This is a genomic window from Pseudomonas sp. SYWMCR5, assembly GCF_057197165.1.
Genome location: NZ_JBXUNH010000001.1, coordinates 143721 through 169388, shown reverse-complemented (window position 1 = coordinate 169388; position 25668 = coordinate 143721). Strand labels below are relative to the sequence as shown.

Annotated in this window: 24 protein-coding genes; 15 read left to right on the top strand and 9 right to left on the bottom strand. The window is 63.7% G+C overall.

The features are described 5' to 3' along the window. Positions 1-94: 94 nt before the first annotated feature. The 3 genes from AC2CGW_RS00725 to nagZ are packed head-to-tail and all read left to right on the top strand — an operon-like array spanning position 95 to position 2394. On the top strand, positions 95-808 hold the full coding sequence (locus AC2CGW_RS00725) for a TetR/AcrR family transcriptional regulator (RefSeq protein ID WP_186666311.1): 714 nt from the start codon (positions 95-97) through the stop codon (positions 806-808). 40 nt (positions 809-848) lie between these two features. Further along, entirely contained in the window at positions 849-1370 is a 522-nt protein-coding gene (locus AC2CGW_RS00720; RefSeq protein ID WP_186719916.1) for a L,D-transpeptidase, read from the top strand. Positions 1371-1395: 25 nt separating this feature from the next. Further along, on the top strand, positions 1396-2394 hold the full coding sequence (gene nagZ / locus AC2CGW_RS00715; RefSeq protein WP_186666670.1) for a beta-N-acetylhexosaminidase: 999 nt from the start codon (positions 1396-1398) through the stop codon (positions 2392-2394). 31 nt (positions 2395-2425) lie between these two features. Here nagZ and AC2CGW_RS00710 read toward each other — a convergent pair whose 3' ends face one another. The 3 genes from AC2CGW_RS00710 to mfd are packed head-to-tail and all read right to left on the bottom strand — an operon-like array spanning position 2426 to position 9772. Continuing rightward, positions 2426-5734, bottom strand: coding sequence for a DEAD/DEAH box helicase (locus tag AC2CGW_RS00710; RefSeq protein ID WP_484573374.1), 3309 nt, complete (start codon positions 5732-5734; stop codon positions 2426-2428). A 3-nt stretch (positions 5735-5737) separates the two neighbouring features. Then, positions 5738-6313 (bottom strand): CsiV family protein, encoded by a 576-nt coding sequence (locus AC2CGW_RS00705; protein ID WP_186719920.1) that lies wholly within the window; start codon positions 6311-6313, stop codon positions 5738-5740. 9 nt (positions 6314-6322) lie between these two features. After that, complete coding sequence (gene mfd, locus AC2CGW_RS00700; protein ID WP_186666304.1) at positions 6323-9772, bottom strand: transcription-repair coupling factor; 3450 nt, start codon at positions 9770-9772, stop codon at positions 6323-6325. 167 nt (positions 9773-9939) lie between these two features. Between mfd and AC2CGW_RS00695 the strand changes: the two genes are divergently transcribed. The 3 genes from AC2CGW_RS00695 (at position 9940) to sthA (ending at position 14131) form a co-directional block, all read left to right on the top strand. Then, positions 9940-11403, top strand: a complete 1464-nt coding sequence (locus AC2CGW_RS00695; protein WP_186666302.1) for a glyceraldehyde-3-phosphate dehydrogenase — start codon at positions 9940-9942, stop codon at positions 11401-11403. A gap of 132 nt (positions 11404-11535) precedes the next feature. Next, the gene (locus AC2CGW_RS00690) at positions 11536-12534 is read left to right on the top strand and encodes an FAD:protein FMN transferase (RefSeq protein ID WP_484573373.1); all 999 of its coding nucleotides are present in this window, start codon (positions 11536-11538) and stop codon (positions 12532-12534) included. A gap of 202 nt (positions 12535-12736) precedes the next feature. Next, positions 12737-14131, top strand: a complete 1395-nt coding sequence (gene sthA / locus AC2CGW_RS00685) for a Si-specific NAD(P)(+) transhydrogenase (RefSeq protein ID WP_186666298.1) — start codon at positions 12737-12739, stop codon at positions 14129-14131. A gap of 48 nt (positions 14132-14179) precedes the next feature. Here the strand turns inward: sthA and AC2CGW_RS00680 are convergent, their stop codons facing one another. Together AC2CGW_RS00680 and AC2CGW_RS00675 are read right to left on the bottom strand one after the other, a co-directional pair. Continuing rightward, entirely contained in the window at positions 14180-14896 is a 717-nt protein-coding gene (locus AC2CGW_RS00680) for a glycerophosphodiester phosphodiesterase (protein WP_125929357.1), read from the bottom strand. A 31-nt stretch (positions 14897-14927) separates the two neighbouring features. Continuing rightward, on the bottom strand, positions 14928-15512 hold the full coding sequence (locus AC2CGW_RS00675; protein WP_186666294.1) for a PilZ domain-containing protein: 585 nt from the start codon (positions 15510-15512) through the stop codon (positions 14928-14930). A gap of 93 nt (positions 15513-15605) precedes the next feature. On the opposite strand from AC2CGW_RS00675, the gene AC2CGW_RS00670 reads away from it, so the two are divergent. The 3 genes from AC2CGW_RS00670 to AC2CGW_RS00660 are packed head-to-tail and all read left to right on the top strand — an operon-like array spanning position 15606 to position 18848. Further along, positions 15606-16856 carry a lipoprotein-releasing ABC transporter permease subunit gene (locus AC2CGW_RS00670; RefSeq protein ID WP_065861986.1) on the top strand — a complete coding sequence of 417 codons (1251 nt, stop codon included), beginning with the start codon at positions 15606-15608 and terminating at the stop codon, positions 16854-16856. 7 nt (positions 16857-16863) lie between these two features. Then, positions 16864-17547, top strand: coding sequence for a lipoprotein-releasing ABC transporter ATP-binding protein LolD (lolD, locus tag AC2CGW_RS00665; protein ID WP_186666292.1), 684 nt, complete (start codon positions 16864-16866; stop codon positions 17545-17547). Between the two features lie 56 nt (positions 17548-17603). Next, positions 17604-18848 carry a lipoprotein-releasing ABC transporter permease subunit gene (locus AC2CGW_RS00660; protein WP_186708366.1) on the top strand — a complete coding sequence of 415 codons (1245 nt, stop codon included), beginning with the start codon at positions 17604-17606 and terminating at the stop codon, positions 18846-18848. 23 nt (positions 18849-18871) lie between these two features. On the opposite strand, the gene AC2CGW_RS00655 is transcribed toward AC2CGW_RS00660, so the two are convergent. Together AC2CGW_RS00655 and cinR are read right to left on the bottom strand one after the other, a co-directional pair. Then, a complete protein-coding gene (locus AC2CGW_RS00655) occupies positions 18872-20209 on the bottom strand; it encodes a heavy metal sensor histidine kinase (protein ID WP_186666669.1) in 1338 nt (445 codons plus the stop codon). Beyond that, on the bottom strand, positions 20206-20886 hold the full coding sequence (gene cinR, locus AC2CGW_RS00650; RefSeq protein WP_186708364.1) for a two-component system response regulator CinR: 681 nt from the start codon (positions 20884-20886) through the stop codon (positions 20206-20208). The genes AC2CGW_RS00655 and cinR overlap by 4 nt, the downstream gene beginning before the upstream one ends. Positions 20887-21093: 207 nt before the next feature. Here cinR and AC2CGW_RS00645 point away from each other — a divergent pair, with 207 nt between their 5' ends. After that, complete coding sequence (locus AC2CGW_RS00645; protein ID WP_288376032.1) at positions 21094-21588, top strand: cupredoxin domain-containing protein; 495 nt, start codon at positions 21094-21096, stop codon at positions 21586-21588. A gap of 67 nt (positions 21589-21655) precedes the next feature. After that, on the top strand, positions 21656-22486 hold the full coding sequence (gene queF, locus AC2CGW_RS00640; RefSeq protein ID WP_186666287.1) for an NADPH-dependent 7-cyano-7-deazaguanine reductase QueF: 831 nt from the start codon (positions 21656-21658) through the stop codon (positions 22484-22486). Positions 22487-22568: 82 nt separating this feature from the next. Here queF and AC2CGW_RS00635 read toward each other — a convergent pair whose 3' ends face one another. Together AC2CGW_RS00635 and pcrP are read right to left on the bottom strand one after the other, a co-directional pair. Then, on the bottom strand, positions 22569-22832 hold the full coding sequence (locus AC2CGW_RS00635) for a DUF4404 family protein (protein ID WP_063545619.1): 264 nt from the start codon (positions 22830-22832) through the stop codon (positions 22569-22571). A 123-nt stretch (positions 22833-22955) separates the two neighbouring features. Then, a complete protein-coding gene (gene pcrP / locus AC2CGW_RS00630; RefSeq protein ID WP_186666286.1) occupies positions 22956-23519 on the bottom strand; it encodes an HAD superfamily inactivated hydrolase PcrP in 564 nt (187 codons plus the stop codon). A gap of 199 nt (positions 23520-23718) precedes the next feature. Here pcrP and AC2CGW_RS00625 point away from each other — a divergent pair, with 199 nt between their 5' ends. From AC2CGW_RS00625 to AC2CGW_RS00610, 4 genes are all read left to right on the top strand, one after another. After that, positions 23719-24426 (top strand): MlaA family lipoprotein, encoded by a 708-nt coding sequence (locus tag AC2CGW_RS00625; RefSeq protein ID WP_186666285.1) that lies wholly within the window; start codon positions 23719-23721, stop codon positions 24424-24426. Positions 24427-24593: 167 nt separating this feature from the next. After that, positions 24594-24782 carry a LysR family transcriptional regulator gene (locus AC2CGW_RS00620; protein WP_186666284.1) on the top strand — a complete coding sequence of 63 codons (189 nt, stop codon included), beginning with the start codon at positions 24594-24596 and terminating at the stop codon, positions 24780-24782. Between the two features lie 104 nt (positions 24783-24886). Next, the gene (locus AC2CGW_RS00615; protein ID WP_186666668.1) at positions 24887-25066 is read left to right on the top strand and encodes a LysR substrate-binding domain-containing protein; all 180 of its coding nucleotides are present in this window, start codon (positions 24887-24889) and stop codon (positions 25064-25066) included. Between the two features lie 9 nt (positions 25067-25075). Continuing rightward, on the top strand, positions 25076-25492 hold the full coding sequence (locus AC2CGW_RS00610; protein ID WP_484573372.1) for an aldo/keto reductase: 417 nt from the start codon (positions 25076-25078) through the stop codon (positions 25490-25492). Positions 25493-25668 lie beyond the last annotated feature (176 nt).

The window sequence follows — 25668 nt, the reverse complement described above, 5'->3', positions numbered from 1 at the left end:
CGCTTTAAAAAGGGCGACCGTCGGGTCACCGAACCTTGACATGCGCGTGCTTGAAACGTATGTTTCAAACAACTGTTTGTCAGGCGGATAAGTCATGGCCCAATCGGAAACCGTTGAACGCATTCTCGATGCTGCCGAGCAGCTGTTCGCGGAAAGAGGTTTCGCGGAAACTTCGTTGCGTTTGATCACCAGCAAGGCCGGGGTCAACCTGGCGGCGGTGAATTACCATTTCGGCTCCAAAAAGGCGCTTATCCAGGCGGTATTCTCGCGCTTCCTCGGTCCGTTCTGTGCCAGCCTGGAGCGTGAGCTCGAGCGCCGCCAGGCGCGCCCGGAGCAGAAGCCGACGCTCGAAGAGCTGCTGGAGATGCTGGTGGAGCAGGCCCTGGCCGTGCAACCGCGCAGCAACAACGACCTGTCGATTTTCATGCGTCTGCTGGGTTTGGCCTTCAGTCAGAGTCAGGGCCACCTGCGCCGCTACCTTGAAGACATGTACGGCAAGGTGTTCCGGCGCTACATGCTGTTGGTCAACGAAGCTGCTCCGCGCATTCCCCCCATCGAGCTGTTCTGGCGCGTGCATTTCATGCTGGGTGCCGCGGCGTTCAGCATGTCCGGTATCAAGGCGCTGCGCGCCATCGCTGAAACCGATTTTGGCATCAACACTTCGATCGAGCAGGTCATGCGCCTGATGGTGCCGTTCCTCGCCGCCGGCATGCGTGCCGATACCGGGGTGACCGACGAGGCCATGGCGGCCGCGCAACTGCGACCACGCAGCAAGAGCGCAGTCAGCGGTACGCCAGCCAAGGCTTGAGCACTGGGCGCAGCAGGGCGCTTCGGCTAAGCTAGCGCCCATGCCCGACCTTGATTTCCTGCACATCTCCCTCGCAGACCAACGCCTTTACGGATTTTTCCGGGGGACGTTGTGCGTGCGCCTGGATGTTTCCACTGCGCGTCTGGGAGCGGGTGAACTCAAGGGTTCCGGCTGCACACCGCGTGGCCTGCATCAGGTCAGGGCGAAGATCGGCGCTGGATTGCCGCAAGGGGCTGTACTCCGCAGCCGACGCTGGACCGGCGAAGTCTGGTCGTGCGCTCTGCATGAGCAATTTCCAGGCCGAGACTGGATTCTCACCCGAATCCTCTGGCTCAGTGGCTGCGAACCGGGCGTCAACCGCCTGGGTCGAGTCGATACCTTTAGTCGTTACATTTACCTGCACGGCACGCCGGACAGCGAACCGCTGGGCGTGCCGTTGTCCCATGGCTGCGTGCGCCTGCGCAACCGCGAGCTGTCGGATCTGTTCGAGCGCGTACCGCTCCATTGTCCGGTGCGCATAGACGAGGCTGCCTGCCCGCAATGGGCCTCTCTGGATATTTAATGAAGGACACCCTATGACTGCCAGCCTGCAAGGCTCCCTGATGGTGGATATCGCCGGTCAATGGTTGACCCCCGAGGATCGTCACCTCCTGCGCCAGCCCGAAGTGGCCGGTCTGATCATCTTTGCCCGTAATATCGATAGCCCACGCCAGGTGCGTGAGCTGTGCGCCTCGATCCGTGCTATTCGTCCTGACCTGATCCTGGCGGTCGATCAGGAAGGTGGTCGGGTCCAGCGTCTGCGCCAGGGCTTCGTACGTTTGCCCGCCATGCGTGCCATCGCCGACAACGCCAACGCCGATTACCTGGCCGAACAATGCGGTTGGCTGATGGCGACCGAAGTTCTCGCGGTCGGCCTGGACCTGAGCTTTGCGCCGGTGCTGGACCTCGATCACCAGCGCAGCGCGGTGGTTGGTAGTCGTGCCTTCGAGGGCGATCCACAGCGCGCCACGCAACTGGCCGGTGCTTTTATTCGTGGCATGAACGCCGCAGGCATGGCGGCCTGTGGCAAGCACTTCCCGGGGCACGGTTGGGCCGAGGCCGACTCGCACGTGGCGATCCCGACCGATGAGCGCAGCCTGGCGCAATTGCGCGAGGCTGACCTGGTGCCGTTCACCCGCCTCAGTGGGCAACTGGCAGCGGTGATGCCGGCCCACGTGATCTACCCCCAGGTCGACAACCAGCCGGCAGGTTTCTCGCGGCGCTGGCTGCAGGACATCCTGCGTGGTGAGCTGGGCTTCGAGGGGGTGATCTTCAGTGACGACCTGTCCATGGCCGGTGCGCATGTGGTGGGCGATGCGGCCAATCGCATCGAGGCGGCGTTGAGCGCCGGTTGCGACATGGGCCTGGTGTGCAATGACCGGGCGGCGGCGGAGCTTGCACTGAGCGCGGCGCAGCGCTTGAAGGTGCGGCCTTCGCCACGTATCGCCGGCATGCGCGGGCGGGGCTTTGCGCGCACCGACTACCGGCATCAGCCGCGTTGGCTCGAGGCGCTGGGGGCTTTGAAGGACGCGCAGTTGGTGGATTGACCGGGGTGTCTGCGAAGTAGGCGCCCCGTATTCAGCGCCCTCGCTTGCCCGGCAACGGCGCGAACAGTGCTTCGATCTCGTCATCCCCGAGCCGCCACTGACCGGCCTGCCCACCATCGAGCAGGCCGGCCGCGAGGGCGGCTTTCTCTTGCTGCAACTGCTGGATCTTTTCTTCCACCGTGCCGCGGGTGATCAGCTTGTAGACGAACACCGGCTTGTCCTGACCGATGCGGTAGGCGCGGTCGGTTGCCTGGTTCTCGCTGGCCGGGTTCCACCAGGGATCGTAGTGAATCACCGTGTCGGCAGCGGTCAGGTTCAGGCCAGTACCGCCGGCCTTGAGGCTGATCAGGAACACTTCACTGTCGCCGCTCTGGAACTGTTGAACCGGCGCGCGGCGGTCGCGGGTGTCTCCGGTCAGCAGGCTGTAGCGAATGTCGCGCTTTTCCAGCTCCTGTTCGATCAGTGCGAGCATCGAGGTGAACTGGGAGAACAGCAACACTCGGCGGCCTTCACTGAGCAGTTCCTCGAGCATTTCCATCAAGCTGCCCAGCTTGCCCTTGTCGGCTTGATTGCCCTTGGCTTCCACGCCTTTGACCAGGCGCAGGTCGCAGCACACCTGGCGAAGCTTGAGCAGGGCATCGAGGATGACGATCTGGCTGCGTGAGGCGCCGTTACGGGCGATTTCATCGCGCACCTTCTTGTCCATCGCCACGCGCACGGTTTCGTAGGTGTCACGCTGTGCATCGCTGAGGTCCACCCAGTGAACCATCTCGCTCTTGGCCGGCAGCTCGCGGGCCACCTGCTCCTTGCTGCGGCGCAGCAGGAAAGGGCGGACCCTGCTGGCCAGGTGGGCCAGGCGCTCGCGGTCGCCATGACGTTCGATGGGGGTGCGGTAATCCTGGTTGAAACGTTTCTGATCGCCCAGCCAGCCGGGCATCAGGAAGTGGAAGATCGACCATAGCTCACCCAGGTTGTTCTCCATGGGCGTGCCGGTCAGGCACAGGCGCTGGTTGGCCTGCAGCTCCCGGGCGGCCTGGGCGGCCTTGCTGGTGCTGCTCTTGATGTTCTGTGCTTCGTCCAGCACCAGCACGTGCCAGGCTTGGGCCTGCAGTTGCTCGAGGTCGCGTGGCAGCAGGGCATATGTGGTCAGGATCAGGTCGTACTCGTGCAGTGCGCCGAAGAACCGGGTGCGGCCCGGGCCGTGCAGGGCCAGGACACGCAGGTCGGGTGCGAAGCGCTGGGCTTCGTCAAGCCAGTTGGGCACAAGGCTGGTGGGCATCACTGCCAGGGCGGGATGGGTCAGGCGCCCGGCTTCTTTTTCCAGCAGCAGGTGGGCAAGGGTCTGCAGGGTCTTGCCCAGGCCCATGTCGTCGCCGAGGATGCCGCCGGTGCCCATCTCGCGCAGGGCCTGCAGCCAGTTCAGGCCCTGCTGCTGGTAGGGGCGCAAGGTCGCGGCCAGGCCCTTGGGTGGCTCGACCTCCAAGTCACGCGCATCGCGCAGGCGCCGACCCAGGTCACGCAGTTGTTCGCCACCTTCCCATTGCAGGGGCAGGTGCTCGATATCGTTAAGGCGTGCGGCATCGGCGCGTTCCAAGCGCAGCGTCGGGCCGGTGGCATCCTCGTGCAGGTACAGCTCGCCGAGGGTGCCCATGACTGCCTTGATCCGCCCGTAGGGCAAGGCGACACGCATGGCCGGACTGTCCAGGCGGCCGCGGTTGAGGTCGATCAACAGGTGTTCATCGTCGCCGCGCCGCGCAAGTTCGCTGGGGCGCAGCAGTTCGGGGCTGCTGCGCAGCAACTGCAGGACAATCGGCAGCAGGCTGTGGCGCTGGCCGTCGACGACGATGCCCAGTTCCAGGTCGAACCATTCGTGGCCGGGGGCTTCCTGAATGTTGGCGTACCAGTCTTCCACCTCGTGGAGGCTGAATGCGAAGTCGCGGTGGACATCCACCTTCCAGCCTGCCTCGCGTAGTCGCAGCAGCTCTTCGCGGGCAAAACGCAGCCAGGTTTCGTCGTCGGGCAGTTGGAACATCTCGCCGGCGCTGTCGGGCAGGGCCTTGCTCTGGCGCGTGGCAGGCTTGAAACCGAGCTTGCGCAGGGTGTCGCGCAGGCGTTTTTCATGCTGCGGCTGGCGGCGAATGCGTTGGCTGGTGCTGTCTACCAGGCGGCTCAGCGGCTTGTCGTCGGGGCCGCTGGTGCGCAACCCGTCGTAGTCGAACGAGAGCGCGGCGCGGTGTTGCATCTGGCGCTGCATGCGTCCGGTCTTGGGCATGTAGGCGCTGAATTCGAGGCTGCCAAGGGTCAGGTGGGGGATGGGCTCGATGTTGTCGAGCAGTTCCTGCTTCACCGTTGTCGGGGTTGGCAGTCGGTGGTTCAGGGCGTTGAGTTTGTGGCTGAGTGGCACGATCAGGTGTTCCGGTACATCGGGTGCGAGCGAGAGCTGGATGGCGGTGTGCGGGTCGAGACTGTGGGCGACGGTACCGACTTCTCTGGTCATGACATCGAAGTAAAACAACGGCACCAGCGGCAGGACGCAAAGCAGCGGTTTGTCGGCGCTGTACCACATGCCGCGGTATTCGCCGCTGTCCAGGCGCACCCAGCGAAATTCCGCCTGGCGCTCCTGGCCGCGGCGCAGCAGCGGCAATTCTTCCATGAACATCAGGCGTCCGGTTTCCAGCACCCGTTGCAGTAGCTCGCCGCCTTCCTGGCCCTTGAGCACGTAGCCGCGCTCCTGGCCGTAGGGTGCGTTCTGTGCCGACAACTGGCGCAGGATGCGCAGATCTTCTTCCTTGACGAACTTGGGCGGCTCGTAGAGCAGTTCGTACAGCGAGTGCACCCGGCTGTAGCGTATGCCGTCATCGCTGCGAGTGCCCTTGCGAACGCGCAGGGCGCAGCCCTGATCGCCCAGCAACATGAGCTGGTAGCAGACCATGCGTCCGCGTTTGTCTTCGCCAGGCTGGTGGGTGCTGGGGCGTTGCTCAAGGCCCTGCAGCCAGTGTTGCAGGTGATGGGGCAGGTGATCGCTGGCCGCCGGTTGTGCCGTATGGCGGTGGGCGAGCGTGTAGAGCACGGCGGCGCAGTGCTTGCAGTTCTCGCCGACCGGGCAGGTGCACTGACCGCGAACATGGCAGTGTCCGGCGGAGGTGAAGGTGATGATGATCCGTTGACGATAACGGCTGTCGCCGCTGCCGCTGCAGGTTGCCTCGATGCGCGCATCGCCGTGGGAGAGGATCTCTACCCTGCCTTGCTCGGCATAGCGTTCACCACGCTGCAGGGCTCCGGCGTCGAATTCGCGCTTCCAGCTTGGATTTTCCGCAACCTGCTTCTGCACGTCACTCACGTGTCACTGCTCCATCATTTCCGGATCCAGTGTCGGCAGCTTGCGCATCCCGGACGGTGCAACCTTGATCAACAGCGCCAGGTGCCCGCCGTCGAGGAAGGTCAGCTGGCCGTTCTTCACATTGCTGTTGCTTTGCTTGAATTGCTCGCTGCGCAGCACGCTGCCGTTGCCGTCCAGTTCGTTGACCCAGAAGTTGGCCTCGATGCGCGTGAAGCGGCCCTCGGCGATGCTCAGGTTGCCCTCGATGGGGAAGTGCCCGAACTGCTCGTCGCCTGCGCCCACGGCAATGCGGCTGGGCTCGCTGCCCACCTGCTGCTGCCAGGCCTTGTGCAGCAGCACAGTGTAGTCGGCAGTGGCTTGCAGGCGGGTGGCTTCGTCAGCCAGTGCCAGCGGGCGCTCGGCGTCCTTGGCCAGGCGCGGCGCGCCGGCGCTCCAGTTTTCGGGGGCGAACGGGCTGGTCACGGCAGGCACGGCGTTCTGCCGCAGGAGGAGGATTTCCACCTGATAAGGGCCTTCGGCGAAGGCCGTTACTGGCGCGATGAGCGTCAGCAACAAGGTCAGGCAACGAATGGCGCGCATGGAGCTTCCTTAATTTGACTGTGGGGCCAGGCGCTCGAACAGCGCCTCCAGGGTATTGAAGCGTTCTTCCGGGCGTTCCATCGGCACCAGGAAGCGGAACTGGGTCGCGCCTTCGAACTTATAGCGCTTGGGCTGGCCCTGGATCAGTTTGATCAGGGTCAGCGGATCGACCGGTGTTTCGGCCTCGAACTCAAGCTTGCCGCCATTGGGGCCGGCATCGACCTTCTTGATGCCAAGCTTCTCGGCCTGCAGCTTGAGCAGCGTCAGGCGCATGAGGTTCTTGGTCGGCTCGGGCAGCAGGCCGAAGCGGTCGATCATCTCCACTTGCAGGTCCTTGAGCCCTTCTTCGTCGGCCGCCGAGGCGATGCGCTTGTACAGGATCAGGCGGGCGTGCACATCGGGCAGGTAGTCTTCGGGGATCAGCGCCGGCAAGCGCAGGTTGATCTCCGGGCCGCCGCCCAGTGGTTGCTCGAGATTGGGTTGGGTGCCCTTGCGGATCGCCTTGACCGCACGTTCGAGCATTTCCATGTAGAGAGTGAAACCCACTGCCTGGATCTGCCCGCTCTGGCCTTCGCCGAGCAACTCGCCGGCGCCGCGGATCTCCAGGTCGTTGGTGGCCAGCACGAAGCCTGCGCCCAGGTCCTGGGTGTTGGCGATCGCCTCCAGGCGCTTTTCGGCATCGCCGCTGATCTGTTGGCGGGGCGGGGTGAGCAGGTAGGCGTAGGCCTGGTGGTGGCTGCGTCCGACCCGGCCGCGCAGCTGGTGCAACTGGGCCAGGCCGAACTTGTCGGCACGTTCGATGACGATGGTGTTGGCGCTCGGGACGTCGATGCCGGTCTCGATGATGGTCGAGGCGATCAGCACGTTGAAGCGCTTGTGGTAGAAATCGCTCATCACCTGTTCGAGTTCGCGCTCGCGCATCTGCCCGTGGCCAATGCCGATGCGGGCCTCGGGCACCAGTTCGGCGAGGTCGGCGGCGCATTTCTCGATGGTCTTCACATCGTTGTGCAGGTAATAGACCTGACCGCCACGCAACAACTCACGCAGCAGCGCTTCCTTGACCGTGCTCTTGTTCTGCTCCATGACGAAGGTGCGCACCGACAGGCGTCGCGCCGGCGGAGTGGCGATGATCGACAGGTCGCGCATGCCGGCCACGGCCATGTTCAGGGTGCGCGGGATTGGCGTGGCGGTGAGGGTGAGGATGTCCACCTCGCTGCGCAGCGCCTTGAGCTGTTCTTTCTGGCGTACGCCGAAACGGTGCTCTTCGTCGATGATCGCCAGGCCCAGGTCCTTGAAGCGTACGTCGTCCTGCAGCAGCTTGTGGGTGCCGATGAGGATGTCGATCTTGCCTTCGGCAAGGTCTGCGGCGGCGGCGGCCACTTCCTTGGCGGACTTGAAGCGGCTCATCACTTCGACCGTCACCGGCCAGTCGGCAAAGCGATCGCGGAAGCTGTTGTAGTGCTGCTGGGCGAGCAGGGTGGTGGGGACCAGGACAGCGACCTGGCGACCGCTGTGCACCGCGATGAAGGCTGCGCGCATGGCCACTTCAGTCTTGCCGAAGCCGACATCGCCACAGACCAGTCGGTCCATGGGCTTGGCCGCAAGCATGTCGAGGCGCACGGCCTCGATGGCGGCCTGCTGGTCGGGCGTCTCCTCGAACGGGAAGCCGGCGCTGAAGGTGGCGTAGTCGGCGGCCGGGTCGGCGAAGGCGTAGCCCTTGCGCGCAGCACGGCGGGCATAGATGTCGAGCAGCTCGGCGGCCACGTCGCGCACCTGTTCGGCGGCCTTGCGCTTGGCCTTCTGCCAGGCTTCGGAGCCAAGTCGGTGCAGTGGCGCCAGGGCGTCGTCGCTGCCGGTATAGCGGGCGATCAGGTGCAGGTTGGCCACCGGCACATAGAGCTTGGCGCCCTCGGCGTATTCCAGGGTGAGGAACTCGGCGGCCTGGCCGTCGATTTCCAGGGTGGCCAGGCCCAGGTAGCGGCCCACGCCGTGATCGATGTGCACCACAGGGGCGCCTTCGCGCAGCTCGGTGAGGTTCTTGATCACTGCGTCGTTGGCCGCTTCGCCGCGCTTGTCGCGACGTCGGCGCTGCATCACGCGCTGGCCGAACAACGGGCTTTCAGCCACAAGGGCCAGGCTCGGGTCATCCAGCAGCAGGCCGTCATCGAGCGGGGCGATGGTGATCGCCAGGCGCTCGCTGCCAGTGATGAAATCGTCCCAGCCCTCGACGGTGTGCGGGCGCAGCTTCAGGCGTTCGAGCAGCTCCAGCAGTACCTCGCGGCGGCCTGCCGATTCGGCGGTGAACAGCACGCGGCCGGGGAACTGGTCGAGGAAGTTCGACAGCTCAGCCAGCGGCTGGTTGGCCTTGGCCTCGATGGCAAGGTTGGGCAGGGCGCGGGCCGGGAAGCGCTCGCGGCCAGCGCCTGGCTCGAGTTCGTCGGCGCTGACCACCACGCGCGGCCATTGCTTGAGGCGGGCGAAGCAGTCCTCGACCGGCATGAACAGCTCGGCCGGTGGCAGCAAGGGGCGGCTGAGGTCGCCGCGGCGCTCTTCGTAGCGCCCGCGTACGTCGTTCCAGAAGTGTTCGGCGGCCTGCTCGACACCGGGCAGGGAGAATACCTGGGTGTCTGCCGGCAGGTAGTCGAAGAGTGTCGCGGTCTCTTCGAAGAACAGTGGCAGATAGTATTCGATGCCGGCCGGGATGATGCCGCTGGTCAGGTCCTGGAAGATCGCACTGCGCCGGAAGTCGACGTCGAAGCGCTCTCGGAAACGGGCCTTGAAGCGTGTCACCTCATCCTTGTGCATAGGGAATTCGCGGGCCGGCAGCAGGCGGATCGAGTCGACCTTGTCGACCGAGCGCTGGGTCTCCGGGTCGAAGGTGCGCAGGGTCTCGATCTCGTCGTCGAACAAGTCGATGCGATACGGCGCCTTGCTGCCCATGGGGAACAGGTCGATCAGCGCGCCGCGCACGGCAAATTCACCATGCTCGTAGACCGTGTCGACGCAGCGGTAGCCGCTGGCTTCCAGGCGGGTGCGCATCTGCTCGACGTCGATCTTCTGGCCCACGTCCAGCACCAGGCTGCTGCCCAGCAGGAAACGGGTCGGGGCCAGGCGGTGCAGGGCGGTGGTGATCGGCACCACGAGAATGCCGTGGTCCAGCTCTGGCAGTCGGTAGAGGCTGGCAATGCGCTGGGAGATGATGTCCTGATGCGGCGAGAACAGGTCGTAGGGCAGCGTTTCCCAGTCGGGGAAGGGCAGCACCGGGAGCTGCGGGGCGAAGAAACGCAGCTCCTGTTCCAGGCGGTCGGCGGCCTGGCTGTCGGCAGTCAGCAGCAGGGTAAAGCGCCCGGCGCTGCTGGCGGCCTCGGCGATGGCGAGACTGAGGGCGGCACCGGGCAGGTTGCCCCAGGTTTGTTTGCCGGCCGTGGCCGACAGTTGCGGAAGGCGCAGAACTGACACGGAAGATCCGACTCCAAGCGTTGCGGCAAAGAGGTCAATTGTACCGGCGACGCTGCTCGCTGTCAGGCTCGAAAGGCCATGGCGGCTGGCTTTGCGGGTAGCGACAGGCGCTCATTGCCCGATACGCATCGGGGCGTCATAATGTAGCCCCTTTTTTCTGTCCCTACATGTGGAAGGTTCCCGTGACTCAGAAGCCCGACCAGTGTCTTGGTGAGTGGATCGATCGTGAAGCCCTGGCTGAAGCGATGATCCCGCTTATCGGTCAGCTCTACCGCAACAACAATGTGGTGAGCTCGATCTATGGCCGCAGCCTGATCAACCGTTCGGTTATCTCGATCCTCAAAGCGCATCGCTTTGCACGTCACCGTCAGACCGACGAGACCGAACTGTCCGTACACGAGACATTCCCCCTGCTCAAAGCCATGAGCGAGCTGAAACTGGGCGCCGCCTCGGTCGACCTGGGCAAGCTGGCCAACAAGTTCAAGCAGGAAGGCAACGGTCGCACTGCCGAGCAGTTCGTCCGTGAAGAGCTGGCTGATGTGGTTGGCCAGCAGAACGCTTCGGCGCGCAAGGGCACCGACGTCGTCCTGTACGGCTTCGGCCGCATCGGCCGCCTGCTGGCGCGCATCCTGATCGAGAAGACCGGTGGCGGCGACGGCCTGCGCCTGCGTGCCATCGTCGTGCGCAAGGGCGCCGAGAACGACCTGGTCAAGCGTGCCAGCCTGCTGCGCCGCGATTCGGTCCATGGCCCGTTCGATGGCACCATCACCATCGATGAAGCCAACAACACCATCACCGCCAACGGCAACCTGATCCAGGTCATCTACGCCAAGAGCCCGAGCGAAGTCGACTACACCCAGTACGGCATCGAAAACGCACTGATCGTCGACAACACCGGCGTCTGGCGTGATGCCGACGGCCTGGGCCAGCACCTGGCCTGCCCGGGCGCTGCCCGTGTGATCCTCACCGCTCCTGGCAAGGGTGCGCTGAAGAACATCGTGCACGGCATCAACCATGGCGATATCGCCGCCGATGACAAGATCATCTCCGCGGCGTCCTGCACCACCAACGCCATCGTGCCGGTGCTCAAGGCCATCAACGACCAGTACGGCATCGTCAACGGCCACGTCGAGACCGTTCACTCGTTCACCAACGACCAGAACCTGATCGACAACTTCCACAAGGGCAGCCGTCGCGGTCGTGCCGCGCCGCTGAACATGGTCATCACCGAAACCGGCGCCGCCACTGCCGCAGCCAAGGCACTGCCAGTGCTCAAGGGCAAGTTGACCGGCAACGCCATTCGCGTACCGACACCGAACGTGTCGATGGCCATCCTGAACCTGAACCTGGAAAAGGCCACCAACCGCGAAGAGCTCAACGAGTACCTGCGCCAGACCGCCATGCACTCGGAACTGCACAAGCAGATCGACTACGTCAGCTCCCAGGAAGTGGTTTCGACCGACTTCGTCGGCTCGCGCCACGCCGGTGTGGTCGATGCCGAAGCGACCATCTGCAACGATAACCGTGTTGTCCTGTACGTCTGGTACGACAACGAATTCGGTTACAGCTGCCAGGTCGTTCGCGTGATGGAAGAAATGGCCGGTGTGAACCCGCCAGCGTTTCCACGCTGATAGGCTTGTAAGGCGATGAAAAAACGGGAACCTTCGGGTTCCCGTTTTTTTTATGTTGTGTCTGTGCCGGCCCGGCAAAGGTAAACGTTCGTCCCGCCACAGAAGCGGCACAGGCAACCGAGAATCTGAATCTTGCGCAAAGCCTTCCTGCTTATCCTGATGCTGCTATCGGCCTGCGACCAGCAACCCACGCTGGAGCGCCTGGGCGGTCCGACCATGGGTAGCAGCTACAGCATCCAGTATGTTCGCAGCCCCGGCGGCCCGGCGCCGAGCCAGGTGCGCGAGGCAGTCGAAACCATCCTGCATGGCATCGACGCGTATTACTCCACCTACCGTGACGACTCCGTTGTCAGCCGTTTCAACCAATTGCCGGCCAATCAATGTCTGACCATCCCGCAGGGCATGCTCGAGCTGGTCACCTTCGGCCAGCACCTGGCCGATGTGAGCGAGGGGGCGTTCGACCTCAGTGTCGAGCCACTGCTCAACTTGTGGGGTTTCGGCCCGCAGGCCCGCCAGGAGCAGGTGCCCGATCCCCAGGCCCTGGCTTTGGCCCGTCAGCGCGTAGGTTATCGTCACCTGCACATCGACGGCGAGCGTCTGTGCAAGGACGTTGCGCTGGAGTTGGACTTCAACAGCATCGCTGCCGGTCACGCCGTCGACCTGATCGCCGAGCGCCTGCGGGCGATGGGTATCGACAGCTTTGTCGCCGAAGCCACCGGCGAGTTGCAGGCCGCAGGCCGCAAGCCCGATGGCAGCCCTTGGCGCATCGCACTGGAACTGCCGCGCGAGGATCGCCAGATCGCTCGCCAGGTGATAGCCATCGATGGCCTGTCGGTGTCGACCTCGGGTGACTACCGCAACTATTTCGACGACAATGGCCGGCGCTATTCGCACACCTTCGATGCCCGCCTGGGGCGTCCGGTGGTGCACGATCTGGCTGCGGTCACCGTGCTGGACCGCTCGGCGCTGATCGCCGACGGTTACTCGACGCTGCTGTTGATTCTCGGGCCCGAGCGCGGCTGGGATTTTGCTGTGGCCCACGGCATCGCTGCCGTATTGGTGACCCGGGTCGAGGGTGGTTTCGTCTCCCGTTCCACGCCAGGTTTCCAGCGGGTGTTGAAAGGCGGGTGAAAGTCAGGGCACGGATGATCGCGGCCACGGAAACGGCGAAATGACATGTAGTGCAGGCAAAGATGGCCTACGACGCGACCAAGGGTTAATGTGCGCGGCGTTCACGCTTGATTAGACTGCACCCGAATTTTTTCATGGCGCCCCGGCGGCATGATGAGCCCCGCGGCCAGCCGGCCGGCGGGCCAGTTCTGAAGGAGTACGCATGGCTGTCTACAACTACGACGTAGTGGTGCTGGGTTCCGGCCCGGCCGGAGAAGGCGCGGCAATGAACGCCGCCAAAGCGGGGCGCAAGGTCGCAATGGTCGACAGCCGTCGCCAGGTCGGCGGCAACTGCACCCACCTGGGCACCATCCCGTCCAAGGCACTGCGTCACTCGGTGCGGCAGATCATGCAGTTCAACACCAACCCGATGTTCCGCGCTATTGGTGAGCCGCGCTGGTTCTCCTTCCCCGACGTGCTCAAGAGCGCCGAGAAGGTGATTTCCAAGCAGGTTGCCTCGCGCACCGGCTACTACGCGCGCAACCGCGTCGACGTGTTCGTCGGCACTGGCAGCTTCGCCGACGAGCAGACCGTCGAAGTGGTCTGCCCCAACGGCGTGGTCGAGAAGCTCAACGCCAAGCACATCATCATTGCCACCGGCTCGCGCCCTTATCGCCCGGCCGACATCGACTTCCACCACCCGCGCGTCTATGACAGCGACACCATCCTCAGCCTGAGCCACACGCCGCGCAAGCTGATCGTCTACGGTGCCGGGGTGATCGGTTGCGAATACGCCTCGATCTTCAGTGGCCTGGGTGTGCTGGTCGAGCTGGTCGACAACCGTGGCCAACTGCTGAGCTTCCTGGATTCGGAAATCTCCCAGGCGCTGAGCTACCACTTCAGCAACAACAACATCACCGTACGCCATAACGAGGAGTACGAGCGTGTCGAGGGCCTGGACAACGGGGTGATCCTGCACCTGAAGTCGGGCAAGAAGATCAAGGCCGACGCCTTGCTGTGGTGCAACGGCCGTACCGGCAACACCGACAAGCTTGGCCTTGAGAACATCGGCATCAAGGTCAACAGCCGCGGCCAGATCGAGGTCGACGAGAACTACCGCACCAGTGTGCCGAACATCTACGGTGCCGGTGACGTGATCGGTTGGCCGAGCCTGGCCAGCGCCGCCCACGACCAGGGCCGTTCGGCGGCCGGCAGCATCGTCGACAACGGCAGCTGGCGCTTCGTCAACGACGTGCCGACCGGTATCTATACCATTCCGGAGATCAGCTCGATCGGCAAGAACGAGCAGGAGCTGACCCAGGCCAAGGTGCCATACGAAGTGGGCAAGGCGTTCTTCAAGAGCATGGCGCGTGCGCAGATCGCCGGCGAGCCGCAGGGCATGCTGAAGATCCTGTTCCACCGCGAAACCCTGGAAATCCTTGGCGTGCACTGCTTCGGTTACCAGGCTTCGGAGATTGTCCACATCGGCCAGGCGATCATGAACCAGCCGGGTGAGCTGAACAATCTCAAGTACTTCGTCAACACCACCTTCAACTACCCGACCATGGCCGAAGCCTATCGGGTAGCTGCCTACGACGGTCTGAACCGGCTTTTTTGAGCGGCTCCGGCCGGTGGCCTGAGCCGGTCGGGGAGACCGATTTCAGCCCTACCCGAGGGTGGTCTTGGCCAAACCGGGAAAGTCTGTAATCAGGCTGTCCACGCCAAAATCGGCGAGTCGGCGCATCAGCGCCGGCTCGTTGACCGTCCACACCGACACATGCAAACCCTGCTTCTGCGCCTTGAGCAGGCGTTCGGGGGTGCACAGTGTCCAGTTCAGCGCGAGCATCTCGCAGCCATAGTTCTGTGCGACTTTCAGCGGGTCGAGCCAGGCGTACTCGGCAACCAGCCCGCGCGCGATGTCGGGCACCAGTTCCTGCGCTGCCCCCAGCACTTCCCGCGAGCTCGAGGTGATGGTCACCTTGTCGAGCAGGCCATACTGTTGGGCCAGTTCGCGAATCGCCAGCACCGTGCTTGCCGCGCGGGTGCGCGAAGCACTCTTGACCTCCAGCTGCCAGTGGGCAAAGGCGCATTTCTCAAACAGCTCTTCAAGGCGCGGAATAGGACAGGGCTGCACATGTCCGGGGCCGCCCTTGCGTGCGTCGTAGGTGACCAGGTCCGCTGCCGAGTGTTCGACGACCTTGCCGCGTCGCCCAGTGGTGCGCTTGAGGGTCGGGTCATGGATCACCATCAGCTCGTTGTCGGCCGACAGGTGCAGGTCCAGCTCGCAACGGTCGACGCCGTGCGACAGGCACTGGCGGAAGCTGGTCAGGGTATTCTCGGGCGCTTCGCCCTTGGCGCCGCGATGGCCGTAGATCAGGGTCACGTTCGTTCCTTCAGGTCAAAAGGGAAAAGGCTCAGGATTGCGGATTGTTCTGTTCGATCTGCTGACGCCGCTGCTGTTGCTGGCGCTGCAGGATGTAGCGGGCCAGGAGCTGGCGCTGGGCATCGGTCATGTCGATGAACTCGGTGCCAACCTCGAAATCGCCTTCGGGGCGCGGGTCGCAGTGGGTGACGCGGCCACGCAGCAACAGGCCGTGGGCGCGTGGCATCAGCACCATCTTCACCTTGACCCGGGTGCCGGGCGCGATCTGCTGCGCCTGGGCGAACTCGACACCGCCTTCGGAGATGATCACCCGCTGCGGCTGGCCGATCTCGCCGATCAGCGTGTGCGCGACTACCGCGCTGAGCAGGTCGAGGCGTTTGTTCTGGGCGCGCAGGAAGGCAGCCAGGGTACGGTCCTTGTCGCTGAGCTGGCGCAGCAAGTGCTGGGATTCGAAGTCCGACAGGTGCAGCTCGCTGAGCAGGTTGAACAGCGGTGAATCATCCTGCAACAGTTCTGGCTCAAGGGCTTCGGCGGCGCTCAAGGGGCTGATTTCCAGTGCGATCCTGTCTTCGATGCGGTAGTATTCCCGGCGATCTTCTTCGTCTAATGTCGTCATGGCGAACCCATGGTTGCGGCGGTGGTCCGAGTGTAAAGCCGCCGTAGGCGCCTCGCCACCAGGACGTTCCCTTTCATCCGAACAAGCCCCGACATGTTCAGACCTCTCTTCGTATTCATCGGTACGCGCTACACCCGTGCCAAGCGACGCAACCATTTCGTCTCGTTCATTTCCCTGACCTCGATGATCGGCCTTGCCCTGGGCGTGGTAGTGATGATCGTGGTGCTGTCGGTGATGAATGGCTTCGATCACGAGATGCGCACCCGCGTCCTTGGCATGGTTCCCCACGCCACCATCGAGGGCGACCAGCCCATCGGCGACTGGCAGGCCCTTGCTCAACAAGTAAAGCAGAATCCGCACGTGCAGGCGGTCGCGCCCTTCACGCAGATGCAGGGGCTGCTCACCCATGACGGCAAGGTGCAGAAGATGCTGCTCAACGGCATCCAGCCGGATCGCGAGCGTGAGGTGTCGATCATCGACAACTTCCTGCAGCAGGGCAGCCTCGACCAGTTGGCGCCCGGCGAATGGGGCATCCTCATCGGTGACAAGGCCGCCACCAAGCTGGGTGTGAAGGTCGGCGACAAGGTCACGTTCGTCGCGCCCGAGGTGAGCATCACCCCGGCCGGGATGTTCCCGCGCATGAAGCGCTTTACCGTGGTCGGCACCTTCCATGTCGGCGCCGGCGAGATCGACGGCTACCTGGGGCTGACCAACCTCTCCGACCTTTCGCGCCTGCACCGCTGGAAGGCCGACCAGGTGCAAGGCCTGCGCCTGAAGTTCGATGACCTGTTCAAGGCGCCGCGCGAGGCCTGGAGCATCGTCCAGCAGCTGGGCGAGCACCAGTACTACGCCCGCGACTGGACCCGCACCCAGGGCAACCTGTACCAGGCGATTCGCATGGAGAAGTCGATCATCGGCCTGCTCCTGCTGCTGATCGTCGCGGTGGCGGCGTTCAACATCATTTCCACCCTGGTGATGGTGGTCAATGACAAGCGTGGCGACATTGCCATCCTGCGTACGCTTGGCGCCACGCCCCGGCAGATCATGGCGATCTTCATGGTCCAGGGCACGGTGATCGGCGTGGTCGGCACACTGATCGGCGCGGTGGTCGGGATCATCGCCGCGCTCAACGTCAGTGCGGCGATCGCTGGCGTCGAGACCCTGATCGGGCACAAGTTCCTCAATGCCGATGTGTACTTCATCGATTACCTGCCGTCGCAGATCATCGCCCAGGACGTGTGGATGGTCTGCGGTGCGGCGCTGGTCCTGAGTTTCCTCGCCACCCTGTATCCGGCCTGGCGTGCAGCGCGCACCCAGCCTGCAGAGGCGCTACGTTATGAGTGAGTCGCGCATGAGTGATAAAGCCGTACTGAGTTGCCGCAACCTGGGCAAGTCCTATGACGAGGGCCCGGAGTCGGTGCAGGTGTTGTCGGGCCTGAGCCTGGAACTGCACCCGGGTGAGCGGGTGGCCATCGTCGGTAGCTCCGGCTCTGGCAAGAGCACGCTGCTCAACCTGCTGGGCGGCCTCGATACGCCAACCCAAGGCAGCGTCTGGCTGGCCGGGGAAGAACTTTCGGCGCTTGGCGAGCGTGATCGCGGCTTGCTGCGCAACCGCGCCCTGGGTTTCGTCTATCAGTTCCACCACCTGCTGGCAGAATTCACGGCACTGGAAAACGTCTGCATGCCGCTGCTGATCGGTCGTACACCCATCCCGGAAGCACGTCAGCGGGCTGAGGCGCTGCTCAAGCGTGTAGGCCTTGGCCATCGACTGAATCACAAACCTGCCGAGCTGTCCGGCGGTGAGCGCCAGCGCGTGGCGATTGCCCGTGCGCTGGTCAACCAGCCGGGCCTGGTGATGCTCGACGAACCCACCGGCAACCTCGACCACCACACCGCCCTGGGGATCCAGGAACTGATGCAGGAACTGTCGACGGCGTCGCGCACGGCGTTCCTGGTGGTGACCCACGACCTGAGCCTGGCACGCAAGATGGACCGTGTGCTGAGCCTGGAAGACGGTCGTCTGGTCTCGATCTGATTGCATGGGGCTGCCTGCGCGGCCCCAATCTACTGTTCAACTGGGTGTTCGCGTACATGTTCAGACCCTTGCCCTTGTTCATCGGTGCCCGCTACACCCGTGCCAAGCGCCGCAATCACTTCATCTCGTTCATCTCCATGACCTCGATGATCGGCCTTTCCCTGGGCGTGCTGGCGATGATCGTGGTGTTGTCGGTGATGAACGGTTTCCAGCGTGAGATGAGCTCGCGCGTGCTGGGGCTGGTGCCCCATGCCAGCATCCTTGGCGTACAGCCGCTGGATAACTGGCAAAGTGTTGCCGAAACCGCGCTGAAGAATCCGGCGGTTATCGCCGCGGCGCCTCTGACGGAAATGGAAGGCATGCTCTCCTACAAGGGCGCGATGCAGCCGATCCAGGTCAGCGGTATCGACCCGGCGCAGGAGGGCAAGGTCTCCATCGTCGGCCAGCATATCGTCCAGGGGGCCTTGCAAGCCCTGCAGCCGGGTGAGTATGGCGTGGTGCTCGGGGAACTGACGGCCCGTCGCTTTCGTCTGAACACCGGCGACAAGGTCACCCTGATCGTCCCGGAGGTGAGCAGTGCGCCTGGTGGTATCACCCCGCGCATGCAGCGCCTGACCGTGGTCGGCATCTTCAAGGTCGGTGCCGAGCTGGATGGTTCGCAGGCCTACATCCATATGGCCGACGCCGGCGAGATGCAACGCTGGGCGCCGGGCCAGGTGCAGGGCGTACGCCTGAAGCTGCACGACCTGTACGCTGCACCGCAGGTGTCCAAGGCGATCGCTTCGGGCCTGGGCGATGCCTACCGCGCCGATGACTGGTCGCACACCCAGGGCAGCCTGTTCAGTGCGATGAAGATGGAAAAGACCATGATCGGACTGCTGCTGCTGATGATCATTGCCGTGGCAGCGTTCAACATCATCGCCACTCTGGTGATGGTGGTGAACGACAAGGGCGCCGACATCGCGATTCTGCGCACCATCGGGGCGACGCCGGCGCAGATCATGGGCACCTTCATGGTCCAGGGCAGCCTGATCGGTATCGTCGGCACCCTGATCGGCGGGGTGTTGGGCGTGATCGGTGCGCTCAACGTCAGCGCCATCGTCGGTTGGCTGGAACGCACCAGCGGCCAGCATATCTTCACCTCCGACATGTACTTCATCAGCAGCCTGCCGTCGCAGTTGCAGTGGGGCGATGTCGCGATCATCTGTATCGCGGGCTTGGTGATGAGCTTCCTGGCCACGTTGTATCCGGCCTATCGCGCGTCGCAGATCGAGCCTGCAATGGCATTGCGCTACGAGTGACGTGTGGCCCACGCCAGCCTGCCTCAGCCTGTCTGGGGCAGGTCGATCACGAAGCGTGTCCATCCCCCTTCACAGCGAGCCTGAATCCCCCCGCCATGGGCCAGTACGATGGATCGGGTGATCGCAAGTCCCAGCCCGGCATGCTCGCTGCTTCCTTCATGGCGCATCGGATCCTCCCGATAGAAGCGGTCGAACAGGCGCGGCAGCGCCTGCGCTGCTATCGCGGGGCCGGTATTGGCGATCTCTATGTGCAATCCCGGTGACAGCGTCACCTCGATGGTCCCACCAGGCGGGGTGAAGCGCAGCGCGTTGTCCAGCAGGTTGGACAGGGCTCGGCGCAGCATGTGCCGGTCGCCCGCTGTTTGCGCTTCGCCGCGGCGCAGCAGGGTGATGCCGGCATCCTCGGCCAGTGGCGCGTAGTACTCCAGCAGTGCGTCGGTCTCGGTCGCCAGGTCCAGGGCCTGTCGGCTGGGCATCAGCAGACCGTGGTCGGCCTTGGCCAGGAACAGCATGTCGTTGACCATCTGCGCCATGTGCTGCAGTTCTTCGAGGTTGCCGTGAAGGGCTTCGCGGTATTCCTCCAGGCTGCGGGGGCGGGTGAGGGTGACCTGGGTGTGGGTCAGCAGATTTGACAGCGGCGTGCGCAGCTCATGGGCGATGTCGGCGGAAAACGCCGAGAGGCGCTGAAAGGCATCATCCAGGCGTTGCAGCATGGCGTTGACGGTCTGGCCGAGCTCGGCGAGTTCTTCAGGCAGTTGCGCCACTGGCAGGCGAGTGGTGAGCGAGCGCGCATTGACGCTGGCGGCCACCGCGCCCATCTGGCGCAACGGTCGCAAGCCTCGGCGTGCAGCCCAGGCGCCGAGGAGGGCTGTGGCCAGCGCGCAGAGCCCGACGGTCAGCCAGATCAGCTGCTGCATGCGTTGCAGAAAGTGCTGATGGTGGGTGATGTCGAGAAACAAGGTGATCTGAGCGTTTGGCAAGGCCTGGCACAGGCTGCGGTAGTCCATGCCGTCACTGTGCAGGGTGGCCAGGCCCGGCTGGCGGGGCTCTTGCGGCAAGCCTGCGCGGCTGTCGAACCACAGCGTACCGTCGTTGCCGCGAATGCGCAGGGCCAGGTCCGACTGATGGCTGAGCTCGCCGCGCAGCGCCGGCAGGTGGTCGTCCAAGGCTGCGCGGGAGTCGACATCGGCCAGGTGCGCACGCAATTGCGAGAGGCGAGCGCTGAGCAACTGCTGGTCGAGCTCGACGAAGTGGCGCTCACTGGCATGGCTGAACAGCAACCCGGCGCTCAGCGAAACGGCGGCGGTGCAGGCCGCGAACAGCAGGGCCAGGCGCCCGCCGAGGGAGAGTCGGGGCATCAGTCGTGGCGCTCCTCGAGCACGTAGCCCATGCCGCGCACGGTATGGATCAGCTTGTTGGCGTGGTTGTCGTCGATCTTCAGGCGCAGGCGACGGATCGCGACCTCGATCACATTGGTGTCGCTGTCGAAATTCATGTCCCACACCTGCGAAGCGATCAGCGATTTGGGCAGCACCTCGCCCTGGCGCCGCAGCAGCAACTCGAGCAGGGCGAATTCCTTGGCGGTCAGGTCGATGCGGCTGCCGGCGCGCTCGGCGCGGCGACGGATCAGGTCCAGGCGCAGGTCGGCCAGGGCCAGGGTGGTGTCCTGGGAGGAGCTGGCACCGCGGCGCAGCAGGCTACGTACCCGGGCCAGCAGTTCGGAGAAGGCAAAGGGTTTGACCAGATAATCGTCGGCACCCAGCTCCAGGCCATGGACGCGGTCTTCGACAGCGTCACGCGCGGTAAGGAACAATACCGGCGTGTCCAGCCCGGCCTGGCGCACCGCCTGAAGGATCTGCCAGCCATCCCGGCCAGGCAGCATGACATCCAGGATCAGCAGGTCATGGTCGCCGGTGAGCGCGAGGAATTGACCCGTTTCGCCGTCGCCGGCCAGCTCCGTGGCAAAACCGGCTTCGCTCAGGCCCTGGCGCAGGTATTGGCCGGTCTTGGCCTGGTCTTCGACGATCAGCAGTTTCATGCACTGTCCATTGTCAAAAAGGTAAGCGCACAAGCACTCCAGTTTTCATAGAACAGCCCGGAGTGTCGTGCCGCAGCATTGGCTCAAATGATACGTGACGATCGGCAAGCGCGCCCAAGCTGACAAACTTGTAATCTGCCTGTCAGCCAGCCGCCAGTCCTATGGCCCTAGAGTGGGTCCATCTCTAGCGCACAAACCGGAGTTGCCATGAAACATTTGATTCTCGCCGCTACCCTCGCCGTGGTCAGCCTGCCGGTCTTCGCCGATGGCGCCAAGGCCTTCGGCTTCGGCGAACCGGCGCCGGCCTCCAAGGCCACCCGTACCGTCGATGTGGTGCTCAAGGATATCGCCTTCGAGCCCAAGAGCCTGCAGGTCAAGGCCGGCGAGACGGTGCGCTTCGTGGTGATCAACGAAGGCAAGCTGGCTCATGAGTTCAACCTGGGTGACAAGGCCATGCACGTCGAGCACCAGAAGGAGATGGCGGCCATGGCGGGCATGGACCATGGCAACATGGCCGGGATGGACCACAGCCAGATGGGCCATGGCGGCAACGGGCATGATCAGGGCAACACTGTGCTGGTCCAGCCCGGGCAGCGCGCCGAGCTGACCTGGACCTTCCGCAAGTCGGCACCCATCGAGTTCGCCTGCAATGTGCCGGGCCACTATCAGGCGGGCATGGTCGGTCAGTTGACCATCGAGTGACTTCATCCCCAAGGCGGGCTGCAAAACCGGTAGAATGGCGCCATTCCCGCGCTTTCAGGTCAGATACATGCATCCCGCCGCCGAACACTCCCCGCTGGGCAAGTCCAGCGAATACATCGCCACCTACACTCCGTCGCTGCTGTTTCCGATCCCACGCACGGCCAAATGGGCCGAGCTGGGCGTGACCGCACAGACCCTGCCGTGGCAGGGCGTGGACTACTGGAACTGCTTCGAACTGTCGTGGTTGCTGCCCTCCGGCAAACCGGTGGTGGCCATCGGCGAGTTCGCCATCCCGGCCGACTCGCCGAACATCATCGAGTCCAAGTCGTTCAAGCTCTACCTCAACTCGTTGAACCAGACGGTGTTCGCATCGATCGGCGAGCTGCAGGCATGCCTGGAGAAGGACCTGTCCGCTGCGGCAGGCAAGCCTGTGAGTGTTCAGGTTCGAACGCTGGGTGAAGTCGAGCAGCAGGGGGTGGTGGCCTTGCCGGGCCAGTGCATCGATGCGCTGGATGTGAGCATCAGCAACTACGAGCAACCCCAGCCTGAGCTGCTGAGCTGCAACTCGGAGCGTATCGTCGAAGAAACGCTGCACAGCCACCTGCTCAAGTCCAACTGCCCAGTCACCGGCCAGCCTGACTGGGGGAGTGTGGTGGTCGAGTACAAGGGCAGCGCGCTGGATCATGCCAGCCTGCTGACCTATCTGGTGAGCTTCCGCCAGCATGCCGACTTCCATGAGCAGTGCGTCGAGCGGATCTACCTGGACCTGTTGCGCCTGCTGAAGCCTGAGCATCTGACGGTGTATGCGCGTTATGTGCGCCGGGGTGGGTTGGACATCAACCCGTACCGCAGCAACGGGCCGATCAGTGCGCGCAACGGGCGGTTGGTGCGGCAGTAAGGTCAATGCTTGGCGCCCCAAGCAGCGCGAGGCCGCTCCTGCAGAGCGTGCGCTGACTGCAGGGCGGCGCCGGGTGGTGAAATCAGATCCCCATGCTGTGCAGCGAGTTGGCAATGCTGCGCAGCGTCGCCGTGAGGTCCGGGTGATCGGCTTCGAAGCGCTCGATGGCCAGGTTCACGCCATCGACCAGGTTGTTGTCTGGCGTGGCCTCTTCGAGCTTCAGTTGCGCTTCGATCTGTCGCGCTTCTTCATGCAGGCTGGCGAGTTCTTCTTCCGACAGCGGTACGTTTCGATCCAGTTGCTCGCGCAGGCTGTTGAGGCGCTCTTGCAATTCGCGGGCGGGCATTGGCTGTTCTCCATCAATGACTTGGCAAGCCATGGACCTCGGCGAAGCGGCAAAGGTTCTGGCCTGACTTCAAGCGTAATCCACTTGCCGGCGCTTTGCATGACCGGCATCAACGACGCTGTGTCAGGGTTTTTCACCCTTGCGCCGCCGCTGAGCGATGTCCGCGAGGCAGGTTTCCAGTGATTCCAGGTGGTCGATCACCGAATGCACGCCCAGGCCGAACAGCTCGAGGGTGGCTTTGCCGCGGGCCAACTCCTGCTCCTGTACGCTCATGGCTTGCCACAGATTCGATGCCTGGTCGCACGACGGGCTGCAGGCGGCGAGGCCGACCGTCCACAATCCGGCGTTCAGGCCCGACTGCAACAGGCGCGGCTCGCCACTGACCAGTACGCAGCCGTCGAGGCGATCACTGTTCAATGACATCAAGGCATGCCAGCAGGCATTCGGTGAAGGCCATGGCGAACCGTTGGCGACCTGGCCGGGCAGCCAGTCCGGGAGCACGCTGGCCAGACGCTCGCCTTGATGGTTGTGCAGATCGTCCAGCCAGATGCAGGGTACTTGCTGGCGCCGCAGCTGTTCTAGGGTGTCCAGGGCGCCAGGGGCGGGCAGGGGGCTGCCGTTCGCGGTCTGGACCAGGCAGCCGCGCAGGCCGAACAGCACAGCAGTGAGGGCAGGTGCTTCGTGCATGGCAACATCCCTGAAATACACCGCAGGCTAAACGCCCTTCATGACGGTCGGATGACAGTTGGAAGATGAAACTCTTGTTCACAAAATGTTGAACAAAGGTGTGTAATGCTGGCTGCCTGCCAGATTGCCTTTATACTGGCGCACTATCCAGCACCGCCTTCAGGCGGCTGCCACCGTGAAATCCGATGGAGAAACATCTATGCAGAGGATCGGTGCCGGTGTGATCGAGCGAATCACCCAGGCCTGTGTCTGTGCCAGCCTGTTGCTGGCGCCTGTGGCCGCCACTCAGGCGGCGACCGAGGAAGATCCTTGGGAAGTGGTCAATCGACCGATCTTCAGGTTCAACGACACCATTGATACCTACGCCCTCAAGCCGTTGGCCCAGGGCTATCAGGCCGTCACCCCGCAGTTCCTCGAGGACGGCATTCACAATGTCTTCCTGAACCTGGGCGACGTCGGCAACCTGGTCAACAATGTCCTGCAGCTCAAGCCTCGCGCCGCAGGCATCGACACGGCGCGGCTGATCGTCAACACCACATTCGGCCTGGGTGGCTTCATCGACGTCGGCACCCGCATGGGACTGCAGCGCAACGACGAAGATTTCGGCCAGACCCTTGGCTACTGGGGCGTGCCCAGCGGGCCATACGTGGTCATTCCGCTGCTTGGGCCAAGCACGGTGCGTGACGGCCTGTCCAAGTACCCGGACTCCTTCACCGAACCCTACCGCTATATCGATCATGTACCGACCCGCAACTCGATCTTCGCCCTGAACGTGATCGATACCCGCGCCAGCCTGCTGTCGGCAGAGAAGCTGATGCAGGGCGACAAGTACATTTTCATCCGCAACGCCTACCTGCAGAACCGCGAGTTCAAGGTCAAGGACGGCGAAGTCGAAGACGACTTCTGAGTCAGGCGAACAGAAGAAGGCGACCGCAAGGGTCGCCTTCTTCGTTTTGGCGCAATGTGAGAATGGGGCATTGGGGCACTGAATCCTTTTCACGCCTGGTGCGTTCAGCTTCTCTCCGATTGGCGGCACAATGGCGGTCGTTCTCATTCTCAAGGGTGGCTGGCCCCATGGCGGCATTCAAGCGCTCCGATCTGGCGGACCTGAACGTGTTCTTCACCATTGCTCGCCGCGGCAGTTTCGTCGATGCCGCCAACGAACTCGGGCTGACCGCCTCGGCGTTGAGCCACACGATGAAGAAGCTCGAAGATCGCCTCGAAGTCCGCCTGCTCAATCGTACCAACCTTCGGTGGCACTGACGGCCGCCGGCAGCGATCTCATGCAGTCCCTGGCCCAAGGCTTCGAGGCCATCGGCCACGGCCTCAATACCCTCGAAGACTAACGCAAGGCGCCAGTCGGCCGCCTGCGTCTGAACATTCCCCATGACGCCGGGCGCCTGCTGATCCTGCCGGTGCTTGATCAGTTTTTGTCGCGCTTTCCCCAGGTGCACCTCGACCTGGTGATGGACGACCGCATGCTCGACATCGTTGCCGAAGGCTTCGATGCCGGTATCCGCTTCGGTGCAACCGTGCCCAGGACATGATCGCAGGGGTTGCTCGGCACGCTCGACGATCTGGGCGTGGGTTGCATCGCCTTCTCGCCGTTGGCCCAGGGCATGTTCACCGACAAGTATCTGCAGGGCGTGCCGAGTGAATCGCGCGCCACCCGTGGCGGCTCGCTGCCCTCGCGCATGCTCGGCGATGACAACCTGGCGCGCATCCGCAGCCTCAATGACATCGCCCAGGCCCGCGGCCAGACCCTGGCGCAGATGGCGATTGCCTGGGTGCTGCGTGACTCGCGGGTGTCCTCGACGCTGATCGGCGCTCGCACACTGGCGCAACTCGACGACTCCCTCGATGCCGTGGGCAATCTGCAGTTCACCGCCGACGAACTGGCCGCCATCGACCGTCATGCCACCGATGGTGGTGTCGACCTGTGGAGTGTGTCGTCGAACATCGGTCGTCGCTGAACCCTGATCCTCTCAAGACTTGCCCTCGAGTGGCTCCAGGCATTTACATCCTGTAATTGTCTGGCCGCTCAAGGGCTTTTCTATGCCCAACCGTACGCCAAACGGCCCCGCCAAATAACCGCTGGTGATTAGCACAGCGAACTCGACCCTCGTATGCTTGAAACGCCCCGCGGATG